General features: G+C 55.0%; 12 protein-coding genes and 1 pseudogene. 8 read left to right on the top strand and 5 right to left on the bottom strand.

Annotation, left to right across the window (positions count from 1 at the left end):
• Positions 1-99: 99 nt before the first annotated feature.
• Both mmuP and mmuM read left to right on the top strand, forming a co-directional pair.
• Positions 100-1,500, top strand: a complete 1,401-nt coding sequence (gene mmuP / locus RT644_RS10035; RefSeq protein WP_313626517.1) for an S-methylmethionine permease — start codon at positions 100-102, stop codon at positions 1,498-1,500.
• Positions 1,487-2,419: a homocysteine S-methyltransferase gene (mmuM, locus tag RT644_RS10030; protein WP_313626516.1), complete on the top strand. Its 933-nt coding sequence runs from the start codon at positions 1,487-1,489 to the stop codon at positions 2,417-2,419. Before mmuP ends, mmuM begins: the two co-directional genes overlap by 14 nt.
• 242 nt (positions 2,420-2,661) lie before the next feature.
• On the opposite strand, the gene RT644_RS10025 is transcribed toward mmuM, so the two are convergent.
• Positions 2,662-3,567, bottom strand: coding sequence for an NADP-dependent oxidoreductase (locus RT644_RS10025; RefSeq protein ID WP_313626515.1), 906 nt, complete (start codon positions 3,565-3,567; stop codon positions 2,662-2,664).
• 604 nt (positions 3,568-4,171) lie between these two features.
• Between RT644_RS10025 and RT644_RS10020 the strand changes: the two genes are divergently transcribed.
• Positions 4,172-4,708: a dihydrofolate reductase family protein gene (locus RT644_RS10020; RefSeq protein ID WP_313626514.1), complete on the top strand. Its 537-nt coding sequence runs from the start codon at positions 4,172-4,174 to the stop codon at positions 4,706-4,708.
• Positions 4,709-4,804: 96 nt separating this feature from the next.
• Here RT644_RS10020 and RT644_RS10015 read toward each other — a convergent pair whose 3' ends face one another.
• The gene (locus RT644_RS10015) at positions 4,805-5,209 is read right to left on the bottom strand and encodes a GNAT family N-acetyltransferase (RefSeq protein WP_313626512.1); all 405 of its coding nucleotides are present in this window, start codon (positions 5,207-5,209) and stop codon (positions 4,805-4,807) included.
• Between the two features lie 296 nt (positions 5,210-5,505).
• Positions 5,506-6,381 carry a LysR family transcriptional regulator gene (locus RT644_RS10010; protein WP_313626511.1) on the bottom strand — a complete coding sequence of 292 codons (876 nt, stop codon included), beginning with the start codon at positions 6,379-6,381 and terminating at the stop codon, positions 5,506-5,508.
• 108 nt (positions 6,382-6,489) lie between these two features.
• Between RT644_RS10010 and RT644_RS10005 the strand changes: the two genes are divergently transcribed.
• Entirely contained in the window at positions 6,490-7,356 is an 867-nt protein-coding gene (locus RT644_RS10005) for an SDR family oxidoreductase (protein WP_313626510.1), read from the top strand.
• Positions 7,357-7,384: 28 nt separating this feature from the next.
• Here RT644_RS10005 and RT644_RS10000 read toward each other — a convergent pair whose 3' ends face one another.
• A complete protein-coding gene (locus RT644_RS10000) occupies positions 7,385-8,329 on the bottom strand; it encodes an AraC family transcriptional regulator (protein ID WP_313626508.1) in 945 nt (314 codons plus the stop codon).
• 94 nt (positions 8,330-8,423) lie between these two features.
• Here RT644_RS10000 and RT644_RS09995 point away from each other — a divergent pair, with 94 nt between their 5' ends.
• Both RT644_RS09995 and RT644_RS09990 read left to right on the top strand, forming a co-directional pair.
• Entirely contained in the window at positions 8,424-9,194 is a 771-nt protein-coding gene (locus RT644_RS09995; RefSeq protein WP_160270783.1) for an SDR family oxidoreductase, read from the top strand.
• 225 nt (positions 9,195-9,419) lie between these two features.
• A pseudogene (locus RT644_RS09990) lies at positions 9,420-10,008 on the top strand (LysR substrate-binding domain-containing protein); the annotation flags it as partial.
• Between the two features lie 173 nt (positions 10,009-10,181).
• On the opposite strand, the gene RT644_RS09985 reads toward RT644_RS09990, so the two are convergent.
• Positions 10,182-11,018: a MipA/OmpV family protein gene (locus RT644_RS09985; protein WP_313626506.1), complete on the bottom strand. Its 837-nt coding sequence runs from the start codon at positions 11,016-11,018 to the stop codon at positions 10,182-10,184.
• Between the two features lie 206 nt (positions 11,019-11,224).
• On the opposite strand from RT644_RS09985, the gene RT644_RS09980 reads away from it, so the two are divergent.
• Entirely contained in the window at positions 11,225-11,902 is a 678-nt protein-coding gene (locus RT644_RS09980) for a response regulator transcription factor (RefSeq protein WP_313626505.1), read from the top strand.
• Complete coding sequence (locus RT644_RS09975; protein ID WP_313626503.1) at positions 11,902-13,290, top strand: ATP-binding protein; 1,389 nt, start codon at positions 11,902-11,904, stop codon at positions 13,288-13,290. Before RT644_RS09980 ends, RT644_RS09975 begins: the two co-directional genes overlap by 1 nt.
• The last annotated feature ends 43 nt before the right edge of the window (positions 13,291-13,333 follow it).

Raw genomic sequence — 13,333 nt, 5'->3', positions numbered from 1 at the left:
TCAACCCGGATGTCAGCCTGGTGCTGGCCTTTTGTTGATAATGACGATATAAAGTACCCCAGAACGGACATTTAGACATCTATACGTTTAGAAGGTGGTATGCAAACACAACAAGAAAATGGCGAGCTTAAGCGCACCATGAAAACCCGCCATTTGATTATGCTGTCATTGGGCGGCGTCATTGGCACAGGATTATTTTTTAATACCGGATACATCATCTCCACTACGGGGGCGGCAGGGACACTGCTGGCGTATTTGATTGGGGCGCTGGTCGTTTGGCTGGTGATGCAGTGCCTTGGCGAGCTTTCCGTGGCGATGCCGGTAACCGGCGCTTTTCATGTCTATGCGGCGCGCTATATCGGTCCGGCGACAGGGTATACCGTGGCATGGCTATACTGGCTTACCTGGACAGTTGCACTGGGCTCAAGTTTTACCGCCGCCGGATTTTGTATGCAGTACTGGTTCCCGCAGGTTCCAGTCTGGATATGGAGCGCCCTGTTTTGTGTAGTGATTTTTTGTCTTAACGCGATTTCAACGCGCTTCTTTGCCGAAGGGGAGTTCTGGTTTTCGCTGGTTAAAGTCGCGACCATTCTCGTCTTTATCATCCTGGGGGGCGGGGTGATTTTCGGGTTTATCTCCCTGAAGGATGGTTCACCGTCGCTGGGGCTTTCTAACCTCACCCGCGAAGGCTGGTTCCCGCACGGCGGTTTGCCCATTCTGATGACCATGGTGGCGGTCAATTTTGCTTTTTCCGGTACGGAGCTTATCGGTATCGCGGCGGGTGAAACAGAAAATCCGCACCAGGCTATCCCGGTCGCGATCCGCGCGACGATTGCCCGCTTGATCCTGTTTTTTATCGGCACCGTGTTTGTCCTTGCCGCGCTGGTTCCGGCAAATGTGGCCGGGGTTGAGAAGAGCCCGTTTGTGCTGGTTTTTGAAAAAATCGGCATTCCGTATGCGGCAGATATTTTTAACTTTGTCATCCTGACCGCTATCCTTTCCGCGGCGAATTCCGGGCTCTACGCGTCGGGTCGTATGCTATGGTCGCTGGCAAACGAAAAAACGTTGCCGGGCTGTTTTGCCCGCGTCAACAAAAATGGCGTGCCGTTGATAGCACTTTCTGTCTCGATGCTTGGTGGTCTGCTGGCGCTGTTATCGAGTGTGATTGCCCCTGATACTGTCTTCGTTGCGCTCAGCGCCATTTCAGGCTTTGCCGTTGTCGCGGTCTGGCTCAGCATCTGCGCGGCCCACTTTGTCTTTCGTCGCCGCCACTTACAGTCGGGCAAGTCATCTGCGGCCTTGAAATACCGGGCACCCTGGTATCCGCTGGTGCCGGTACTGGGATTCGTGCTGTGTCTGCTGGCCTGCATCGGGCTGGCGTTCGATGCGGATCAACGCATTGCGCTCTATTGTGGTCTGCCGTTTGTCGCCTTTTGCTACGGTGCCTATTTTCTCACCCGGAAAACAACCTTGAAGGAGGCTGACTATGCCGCAGAGTAACTCCCTGACCACGCTGCTTGAACATCATCCCTTTGCTGTGCTGGATGGTGCCCTGGCCACTGAGCTTGAAGCGCGCGGATGCAGCCTTGTCGATAATCTCTGGTCGGCCAAAGTGCTAATGGAAAATCCGCAGCGTATTCGGGACGTGCATCTGGATTACTTTCGGGCGGGCGCACAGATAGCCATTACCGCCAGTTACCAGGCCACACCCGCTGGTTTTGCGGCTCGCGGGCTGACTGAGGCGCAGTCGAAAGCGCTGATTGCACAGAGTGTGAAACTGGCAAAAGAGGCGAGTGACATTTATCGCTCAGAAAACCCCAATGCCGGTCCGCTGCTGGTGGCGGGCTCTGTTGGGCCATACGGTGCTTATCTGGCAGATGGCTCGGAGTATCGCGGCGACTACGCGTGCAGCCACGAGGCGTTTCAGGCATTTCATCGCCCGCGCATTGATGCATTGCTCAATGCCGGTGCCGATCTGCTGGCCTGTGAAACATTACCTTCTTTCGCCGAAATCGTCGCGCTGGCAGACCTGTTATCTGAATATCCGCAAGCGCAGGCATGGTTCTCTTTCACCTTACGTGACGACAAGCATTTGAGCGATGGCACACCGCTGGTCCAGGTGGTAAATGCGCTGTCTGGTTGTCCCCAAATTGTTGCGCTGGGAATTAACTGTATTGCGCTGAGCAAAACCACCGCCGCCCTCAAACATCTGCAAAGCCTCAGTGCGCTGCCTCTGGTTGTCTATCCGAACTCTGGTGAAACCTATGACGCCGTTACTAAGGCGTGGCATACACACGGCGGGAGCTGCGGATCCTTAGCGGCATACTTGCCCCAGTGGTTAGCGGCAGGAGCGAGAATTATTGGCGGATGCTGCCGTACTACCCCGCAGGATATTGCCGCGCTGAGCGAAGACCGTTAACGGCGAGGAAACTTACAAGGCTCGTGGGCCGGAAATTGTGGCCCACGCTGCCTGTCATCCGGCTGGCATGAAGATAAATCGTTCTCTGCGTTATCAATGGCTGGCGAAAAATTTGTCTATGTCTGACAACCGATAACCTCAACCTGATGACTGTGCATTGCATGGCGGAAGGCACCGAGGCTGCACCCGAATTGAAGAGCGAGACGTGACGGGTAACCCGATTGCCTCCGGCAAGCTGCACTTCAGCAAACCTTGATGACGAGTTTGCCGGTCACGTGGCCTTCTGCACTTTCCCGATGTGCATCGGCAGTCTGTTGCAGTGGGTATACGCCCGCAATATGAAGTTTAAACAGGCCATCGGCACAGAGACGGGCAATATTTGCGAGAGCCAGCTCCGGGTGTACAGGCGGGCCGTGGGAAAATTTCGCGCCATACTGCTCTGCAGATAAATCCGCGACGGAAAGCACGCGAGCGGGATGTCCCACGATTGAAATTAATTCAGGTATGACCCCGGAACCCGCAACGTCAATGGCCGCATCAACACCTCCCGGCGCTAAGTGAGTTATTCGTTCCTGTAAACCGGGACCGTACGTGGTCGGAATGGCGCCTAATGAGGCGAGATAGCCATGTTTAGGGGAACTTGCTGAACCAATAACGGTTATGCCGCGCAGGCAGGCAAGCTGGACGATAGCCGTTCCTACACCGCCTGCCGCCCCGCTAACCAGCAGTGTCTGCCCCGTTTTTATATTCACTTCATCGAGTGCCCGGCTGGCCGTATCAGTCATTACGGGCAAGCCTGCTGCCACCGCAAAAGATACTGCAGCGGGTTTGACCGCCCAGTGCGAGAGGATGGCTTTCTCCGCGACGGTGCCATCACCAAAACCGAATACCGCATCGCCGATGGCAACGCCGGAAACGCCATCGCCAATCTCATCAACAATGCCGCTGGCCTCAACGCCCACCGTGAGTGGCAACACCCCATCTTCGAATGCCTGATACTGGCCCTCTCTGCGTTTCCAGTCCGATGGATTCACCCCGGCATAATGCACCGCAATACGAATCTCGCCAGGCCCGGCGTGAGGAACAGGAATTTCATCAACGCGTAATTCATCAGGCCCACCGAAAGCGTGATAACGGATTGCCTTCATCGTGTTACTACCGTCTACACACACAGGAGCAGAAAAAGCAGGAAAAGAACGGACAGATAACTGCGGGTCAGAATTTGAGTTTGACATAGGTACGCTCCGTTTATCGTGCCGCTACCGACGGGTAGCGATAAGCGCTTTCGCCATGTCATGGCAACAACGCGGTTGATTTCGAAGACGCTGGTCAAACTGTAAGGAAACAGAATCGACGTGTACGCGATCAATTCAACAGCAGAAAGGATCGTTTTTCGCGACGTGCCGGTGAGCCTACTCAGGTGTAAACAGGCTGTCAATAGCCCCCTGGCGATTGCTTTTTTATGTCGTCAGTCAGGGCATCATTGATAAATACTGACTGCCGACATGCCTGCCCCTTGACCAGTTGCTGAGTGCCAGGAGCGGGCGTTGTTAACATGGCGATAGGTTGCTTTATGGGGAGCAGATCACGGCTTATTGCTCCAACCTGGACTCAACACCACACGATTTTTTGCCGTAATCCATAATGGGAACGTTGCTGCTCTCATGCTACGTTTTTCCGCAGGGAGCAGGCCAATATCGCTCACATCCCTAAACTCAACGGGATATATGCAATCTGAATACGGAGCACCTGATGGTCACCACACATGTTTTTATCGCGGTCAGTCTTGATGGTTATATCGCCCGACAGGATGGCGACATCGACTGGTTGTTGCAGCGCGATGACCCGACAGAAGATCATGGCTATGCAGCATTTATCGCGGACAAAGATTGGATCGTTATGGGGCGGGGCAGCTATGAGAAGGTGCTGACCTTTGACGAATGGCCTTATGATCGACCCGTGCTGGTGCTCTCCCGACAGCTAAGCGATACTCCCGTGCCCGAGCAGCTGAAGGGCAAAGTGCAGTTCTCATGCCGCACGCCAGGGGAGGTGCTTACTGACCTGGCGGCGCAGAACGCGCATCGCGTCTATATCGATGGCGGGCAGGTAATACAGTCGTTCCTGCGCGAAGGGCTGGTCGCCGATATCGTTATCACTACCGTTCCTGTCCTGCTCGGTTCGGGAAAACCGTTGTTCGGAGCCCTGAATGGGGATATAGCGTTGACTCTGTTATCAAGCCGCAGCTTCCCTTCGGGTCTGGTGCAGTCGCACTATCGGCTGACGTCATAAACCGCCTGTAAACTTAGCGGCGACCTCCGCTAAAGCGAGAGTACCGCCCGCTGCCAGCGGTACTGTTTTACTTCAACGTCACTGAAAAGGAGTGCATTATTCAGCGTCGACGCATGGCCATATGTAGTGATTATCAACGCCTTCAGCTCGCTCAAACATGAACCCTAAAGCGCGGTAGAAATCATTCGCCGGGCTTGCTTTCAACGCGATGAGTCGGATAGCTTTCCCGGGATGTCTGGCTTTTTGCTGTATGCGCTGCACCACCTCTTTTCCCACGCCCTTACCCTGAAATTGATTTTTGATATAGAAGTGATCCAGATAGAGGTACGTCGGGAAATCCCGCAGCACGTAAAATCCCACGATCTCATGCTGGTAGCAGATGATGAACGTCTCTTTATCCGTAAATGTCGAAAGGAAGCGTTCGCGTGCTCTGATGGGATCGAATCTGTTGATCGCCTCAAGACTCGGGCGCATTGCCTCAACGCGGAGTTCAGCCAGCATTGAGGCCTCATCAGCAAGAGCAGGGCGAATATGGAGATTTAAAGGCAAAGTAACCTCGCATAGCGTTGGTGGTTTTCTACACAGAATAACACTCTCTTACCAGACACCAGACACCAGACACCAGACACCAGACACCAGACACCAGACACCAGACACCAGACACCAGCGCAGCACAGCACAGCACAGCGTGAGAATTCGCTCGTGGTTGGGCAATCAACAATAATGCCCTCACAGCGCAGTGCTAAACCTTTTGCTTAACAACTAGTTATCTCCGGTTAATACCCGAATCGGCTGGTTCAGACAGAGAACCAGCCGGTGAGATAATACTCGCAGATAAACTCCACGAAAGCCTTAACTTTGGGGCTCTGAAGGCGACGGGCGGTGTGCAGCACCCAGAGTTCAGTCAATGTATCGGCTTCTCCCCAGCACACCAGCTCACCTTTTTCCAGTTGCTGGCTGACAATGGATTGCGGAAGCATCGCCGCGCCGGCACCTGCCAGCACGGCGTCGCGCACGGTCAGCAGGGAAGAGAGGCGCATCACCGGTTGCGGCGCGAAACGACGCTCTCCGCCCTGAACGGTCCAGAGCTCGCCGTCCGAATAAGTTGACATCACAATTGCCGGGATCGCAGGCGCGCTTTGCGCATCGCTGAGCGGCATCTCAAGCGCGGGAACCGCCACCAGCGCCAGTCTGTCTCTGGCAAACTGTCTGCCAACCAGCGTGCTGTTTTTGTGCGGATTAATACGGATCGCGACATCAAAATGCTCATCCACCAGGTCGCTGATTCGATTTTCAGAAATCACTTCAACGTAAATGCGAGGATAGCGGCGGCGAAACTCAGCCAGAAGCTGCCCGAGAGCGAGTTGTGAAAAGAGCAGTGGGGCCGCAATACGCAGCCATCCTGCGGGAGTTGCCGACGCTTCCCGCGCGGATTCGACCGCCTCATCAATGTCACGGATTGCACCAACGGTGCGTGACAAAAGGCGTTCACCCGCCTCAGTGATGTGCAACCTCTGCCCGCCGCGTTCAATAAGACGCACACCGAGCGCCTCTTCAAGATCCGTCAGCCTGCGTGACAGGGTTGCTTTGGGCTTTCCGCTGGCGCGACTGGCTGCGCCGATGCCGCCCGAGGCCGCGATGAGGTGGAAATCTTTAAGGGCATTAATATCCATGGGGTGTCTCATTTATGGAACGAACCATCTAAAAAATAGCATCTTCAAAGCGAAAATGGATCGCGATAGTGTTTGTTCACACCAACCAAACACCACGGAGTAAATACCATGACCATCCTGATCACCGGAGCTACCGGCCGCGTCGGCCGCCATATTGTTAACCAGCTTCTTCGCCGCGGCGCCGATTTCCGCGTGCTGACCCGTGACCCCGCAAAGGCCGGTTTTGCCGAAAATGTGGAGGTTGTGAAAGGCGATATGCTGGATATCGACGCCTTGCGCGCCGCCTTCAGCGGCATCAAGACGCTGTTTTTACTGAATGCGGTCACGAGCGACGAATATACCCAGACGATGATTACCCTCAACATTGCCCGCGAGTGCGGCGTTGAACGTGTGGTTTATCTCTCCGTCTTTGGCGCCGATGTTGCCGTCAATGTGCCGCACTTCGCCGTGAAATATGGGGCCGAGCGCATGCTTAAAGCAATGGACTTTAGCGCCACGATCCTGCGGCCTACCTACTTTATTGACAATGAGGCCATGATTAAGGATGTGGTCATGAATCACGGTGTTTATCCGATGCCGATCGGCGGGATTGGCCTGGCGATGGTCGACACCCGCGATATCGCTGAAGTGGCGGCTATTGAACTAATACGACGCGATCGGGCGAGCGGAAAACTGCCTGTCGAGACGATTAATCTTGTCGGCCCCGATACGCTGACCGGCGAGAGCGCCGCCGCCGTATGGCGCGAGGTGCTGGGCCGCGAGATTATTTACGGCGGAGATAATCCGGGTGCATTTGAAGCCAGCATGGCGGAATTTATGCCGAAATGGATGGCCTACGAAATGCGTCTGATGGCTGAGCGCTACGTCAGCCACGGCATGCTCCCGCAGGATGGCGACAGAGAGCGACTGGTCACGCTTCTTGGCCGCCCGCTGCATACTTACCGCGACGTCGTGACGGCACTTGCCGCGCAATAAAATACCCTTCTGGCACGCGGGTGTGGGCTTAAGGAAAAGCCTGCTCCTTGCTTAACGCCGGGGAACGCGTTTGTGGGAGCTCATTCTGGCGTCTGAAAACGCCTGGTGGAACGCCCACATAGTGCGTGAATGCCACGTTAAAGGCGCTCGCAGACTGATAGCCGACGTGAAAGGCAATTTGTTCAATTTTCTCTTTGCTGCTGATCAGCGCTTTTTTCGCTAACGACATGCGCCAGAAGAGAAGATATTGCCCCGGCGGCATCCCGACTGTCTCACTGAAAGCGGCAAAAAAAGCCGAGCGGGACATGGCGGCGTGGCGGGCGAGCTGGGCGATTTGCCACTCAACGCCCGGTTTTTCATGGATCAGATGCAGCGCGACGGCGATCTTTTCATGTTGCAGCCCTTTCAGGATGCCCGCCGTTTTCGGCAGATCATCATTACTGCGTAACGACTCGACCAGCAGCAGCTGCAAAAGCCGCATTAATACCCCGTCGCGGCCTGGTCGCCTGGCCCGGCTTTCATCCAGCAGAAGTTCAAGCAAGGTGGCGAAACGCCGTTGCCCTTTAATCAGGATCTCATTTGGCAGCAAAGAGACGATGAGTTGCTTATCCGGCGTATCGAATTCACAGTGGCCGACAGACATGATCAGATCGGCGGGCCCGCTGGTTGCGCCAATCCGCACATGTCCTTCGCTGATAATCGTTGGTGTTGTGATGTCAGTTGAGCCAGCTCCGCTCGCGTTGGTGTTCTCGAAAACGTACGCGGCGGGTATCAGAATAAAATCACCGGCAACCAGCAACGTTGGACCTTTGCCGTTAACAGTGATCAGGCATTCGCCTTCCAGCACGGCGCAGTAAAAGGCCTCTCCGCCAGATTCCCGAACAATACGCCACTGGCCGCGCCCTTCAACAAGTTTTGAATGCGATGGCCTGGGGTTGAGCAGGGCAACAATATCGGTCAACGGATCTGACATTGGACGCTCTCTAAAGTTTACAGGACGTTTGATTATATATTGTCCGGCTGGTGGCCGCTATGATCGCTGCTCTTGCCACCAAAGAGGATCACATATGTCTACTGTACTGATTACCGGTTGCTCTTCAGGTTTTGGTCTTGCCGCAGCAAAACTTTTTTTACAGCAGGGCTGGGATGTGATTGCCACCATGAGAACGCCTGACCCAACCTGTTTGCCTGCAAGCGATAAACTGACGATCCTGCCGCTCGATATTACTTCCGCGCAGAGTATTAACCATGTCGTGAAAGCGGCGGGCGCGATTGATGTTCTGGTGAACAATGCGGGTTTTGGCGCACCTGTACCGGTCGAACTTACGCCGCTTGCCACCGCGCAGCAGTTAATGAACACCAATGTGCTGGGGACGCTGTCATTAACCCAGGCGTTTCTGCCGCTGATGAGAGAGAAAAAATCAGGGGTGATCATTAACGTCTCTTCATCCGTAACGACCCGGGCGATGCCGCTGATTGGCCTTTATCGCGCCAGTAAAGCAGCGCTGAATGCATGGAGCGAGTCACTTGCCATTGAAGTCAGGCCTTTTGGTATTCGTGTTCACGTAGTGTTACCGGGGCGCTCCCCGGAAACGAAGTTTGGCGAGAATGCGCGCGCCTATTTTGCAGGCATCGATGATCCCGCCTATGGGCAAATGGTGCAGGAGTTTATCCAGCGTGTGGGCGATAGCAACGCGCCCGTGACGCATGCGGATGATGTCGCGAATGCCATTTTCGCGGTTGCGCGGGATGCCAGTGCGCCGCTCTATACTGCGGCGGGTGAAGATGCCCAAATGATGCTGAAAGAGGCACAGCATCGCTCACCCTTCACTTACTAACGACTGCGAACGGGAACGGGAGTGGTAAAGACGATCAAAGAGGGGATATTCCCCTCTGAGCTTTAGCAAATTGCGATGGCTGCCGTTTTTCATCTCTTCGCCGCGTATCAGGCTGGCGAGAATGTTTTGTCTGGCAGCGACAATTGGCTTTTTGATCCCGGAAAAGAGGCCGCGCGGCGCGTACCAGGCGTGGATGCGTGAAGTAACGGCGCCTCAGCGACTCCGCTGGTTATTCGCTCAGCCGAGTGGTTTGCTAATTATGTTCTGGCCCCTGTGCTGGTCGAACTGACGCGCCACCATCCAGCGATTGTGCCGGAAATTATCGCCAGCTACCGCTTACTTAATCTGTCGCGCCGTGATGCCGACATCGCATTTCGCATTGTTCCCCGAACCGGATATTGTTCAGCGCCGGTTGATGAGTATGCCCTACGCGCTGTATGGCACGCCGGAAATCGCGCATCTCGCGGAGCACGACCCGGCTGCTGTGGGGCTTATTCTTATGAATACGGCACAATCCTACTTTTCTGACGTTGCCTGGCTGCTTGACAGATTTCCGCAGTCACGGCGTGTATTTACCAGCACCAGCCGGGCCGTTCAGGCGCAGATGTGCCAGCGGGGAATGGGGATTGCTGTTTTGCCGCGGCCTCTTGGCGATGCCATCCCCGGCTTGCAGAGCATTCGCATGCCGGAACCGCCGCCATCCAAAGATATCTGGGTGGGGTATCACTATGATCTGCGCCATATGGATCGCCTGCGGGTCATGCGGGATATCGTCGATGCCTTGCTGGCGGATCCCGCCCCGTCCGCAACGTAAGCATGCTCTTCTGCTGATGCGCCAGCTAACAGGTTTTATCCGGGCCTGGGGCAGATGCTTTCGGATCTTCACTGTATTGAGTTCCGCCCCGTTCGCTGAACCGGGGCGGATCGAATGCCTGTTTATTGGCTGTGCGGAGCCATAAGCGGGCGGTAAGCGTGTTGAACAACGATTCAGAAACGATATGTCACCAGCAGGCTTCCCGTGGGCGATGTGTTTCGTTGCACAATCGGGCTATTGCGCGCATCACCTGTCAACTGCGTAACGCCTGCTGCGGCAACCACGCTCCAGTCCTGGTTGAATTTGTGGGTCCAGGTAAGATTCGTTGACCAGGCATAAATTCCCGATCCGGCATCATATTGAGTAAACCCCGAGGCGGCCGACTGGGATGCACTGACCCCGTAGTAAGTCTGCATGTACTTTTCCGTTCCCCAACTGCCGGTCAGCGCCAGCGTTACGGAGTTGTTCGATGAGATATAGAGCGGGCTATTGATGCCGAAATGCAGGGCCGCACCATTGCTTCGCTGCGAAACCGGCACCTCGGCCTGCAATTGCACATTAAGCCAGTTGGTCACCCCGTACCCCACGCCAAGCACACCAAGAGCCGAGCCTTTGACGTCGCCCATACCGCGCAGGTAGTCGCTGCCGTCGCTTAGCGAGTCGCTGTCCGCATCGCGATCCTTGCGGCCTGCGCGATAGCTCAGCGCCGCGTTGTAATCGAACTTGCCGATGTTGTTGCCGTAGCCGATGCCCCGCGTGGTGCTGACGAAGAAACCATTTGCCATTGTGTAATCAAGCACCAGGGCCGTTGTGACGCGGCTTTTATCCGCGCCAGAATAGCGTGGCGTAACATTCGCGCCGCCTCCCAGGGTCAACGCATTGCCCGGATCCTGTTCTGCCGCCAGTATCGGGGTGGCCAGTAACGCCAGGACCGCGCCCGGCAACATTTTTTTCAGGCTGCGTCCCGAAAGTGGAAGGGGGAACTTATGACGCAGTTTGATGTTTCTCATTAAAGAAGTCCTTGTGGATTCAAATGATTACGATACAAGTGGGTGTTAAACGCCAGAACGCTCATTTTGCATGCGCCCCCTAAAGTTCTCGTGAGCCAAAAATGAAGAAAGGATGAAGCAAGTACAGGTGCTGCAAAGCTGATAGATTTCCTGCTACCGTTTTTTTCTTCAGACGTTCTTCATTCACTGTTGATACCGTAACCATTGTGAAAATTCTCCTAATCGAAGACGACCTGGATCTCGGCAATGGCGTGCGTATTGCCCTTGCAGATCAAGGACTTGATGTCATATGGGTTCGCCGCAAAGAGGATGCGCTGCATCAGCTTGATGCCTGCGTGCCTGAACTTGTGTTACTCGACCTCGGTTTACCCGACGGTGATGGCATGAGCCTAATGGCGCGCTTGCGTCAGCAGCTCAAGGGCATCCCCATCATCATCCTGACGGCGCGCGGCACACTGCACGATCGCCTCTCCGGGCTGGACGCCGGTGCCGACGACTATCTTGTCAAACCGTTTGTTCTCGCCGAGTTGTTGGCCAGAGTGAGAGCGCTTGCGCGCCGCAGTTACGGTTTTGAGAACGAGGCGATAGAGATTCGCGGATTATCGCTTCATGTGCCGACGCGACGCGTGACCGTGAATGCACGGCATGTTGAGTTGACGGCAAGTGAATACGCGCTGCTTGAAACGTTGATGTTGCGCAGCGATCGCGTGCTGACCCGCAGTTTTCTGGAAGAACGGATCTTTGGCGCAAAAGAAAATATGAGTAATGCGCTCGATGTGCATATGGGGAATTTGCGTCGCAAAATCGGCGACGGCTATGTGCGAACGGTGAGGGGCGTTGGGTATGTCATTGATACCGTTCCGATCCAGAAGGGGGCAGGTTGATGCGAAATTTTTGGCGCCATCTGAGAACCCCAACGTTTGTACGGCGCATTATGGTAGCTCAAATGCTACTACTCACACTGCTCTGGTGTCTTTTTCTGACTTACGTTTTGTGGGAGGACTTGCGTAGCCCGCCGATATTAACGGGCAGCAAGACTTACGAAACCATTTTTACTGTCGTTGAGAGTATGGAGGATCGCCCGCAGGAGCGAACGCATGTGCTGGCTGCGCTCAGTAAAGCGGTGCGGGAAGATTACGGTGGCGGTGAAGATCCAGAACTCTCCATCAGCCTTATCGTGCGCAAGGACAAAGCGATAATTTATGCCTCTGATGGCGCACCGACCGGGGTGACAAACACCCGCGATGGGAAAATTGAGCGAGTTCAGAGCGAAGGGCGCGCCTGGACCAGCCGTACCCTGACGTCCGCGAACTCCGACACGGAGGTCACACTCATCACCCCTGCCGGAGGCTGGAACTTCTTTATCTACCTGAATTCGCGTGGCTACTACGTCATGCCGCTACTGGTATGCATTCCTTTTCTTTTGTTTCCCGCGTGGCTGTCCATCCGCATTGCGATGCGCCCGTGGAATCGGGTGGTCAATGAAATTTCCCTACGCACGCCGGACGATCTCTCGCCCTTAAAAGCCGTGCCAAAGCACAGGGAGCTTCGCCAGATGGTCGACGCTGTGAACGGATTTCTTGCCAGGGTGCGGGAAAGTACGGAACGGGAACGCGTTTTCATTGCCGATGCCGCCCACGAGCTGCGTACCCCGCTGGCTGCGATGCGAATCAATGTTGAAGCTTTGCAGTCCTATGTCAGCAGTGACAGTCAAAAAGAGTTACTGGCAGGGATTATTCGCAGCAATAGCCGTGCGGCTCGTCTCGTCAATCAGTTGCTGCTGATGATGCACAGCGAAGCGCGCATTGACACGGTTATGGAGCCTGTGCCGCTGACGACGCTTATACAAGAGCGAATGGCCGGGCTGGCGCCGCTCGCGGCTGAGCGCAGGATAGAGCTTGAATTCTACGCTGAAGATGAAATCTGGATAACAGGTGTCCGCGAACGGTTGATGTCGCTTATCGATAACCTTATTGAAAATGCCGTGAAGTACAGCCCTGAGGGCGGACGGGTCGAGGTGGAGTTACGATCCTTAAATAATTCCACGCAGTTACGTGTTTCAGATGCCGGGCCTGGCATTCCGGTTGAATTGCGGGAGCGCGTGTTTGACCGGTTTTTTCGCGATCCTAATCAGATGCAAAGCGGGAGTGGGCTGGGGCTTGCCATCGTCAAAGCGGTTGCGCAGCAACACAACAGCAGCGTAAGTCTCACTACGTCTGCAGAAGGCGGACTGATGGTTACGGTTGATTTCCCAGACCACAAGTCCGCCTGAACGAAAGCGCAACGCTGATCCCGACCCGGCGGAGGGCATCTAC

Source organism: Kosakonia sp. (assembly GCF_032104925.1).
In the GTDB taxonomy this organism is placed as follows: domain Bacteria; phylum Pseudomonadota; class Gammaproteobacteria; order Enterobacterales; family Enterobacteriaceae; genus Kosakonia.
This window is presented reverse-complemented; position numbering and strand designations above follow the sequence as displayed.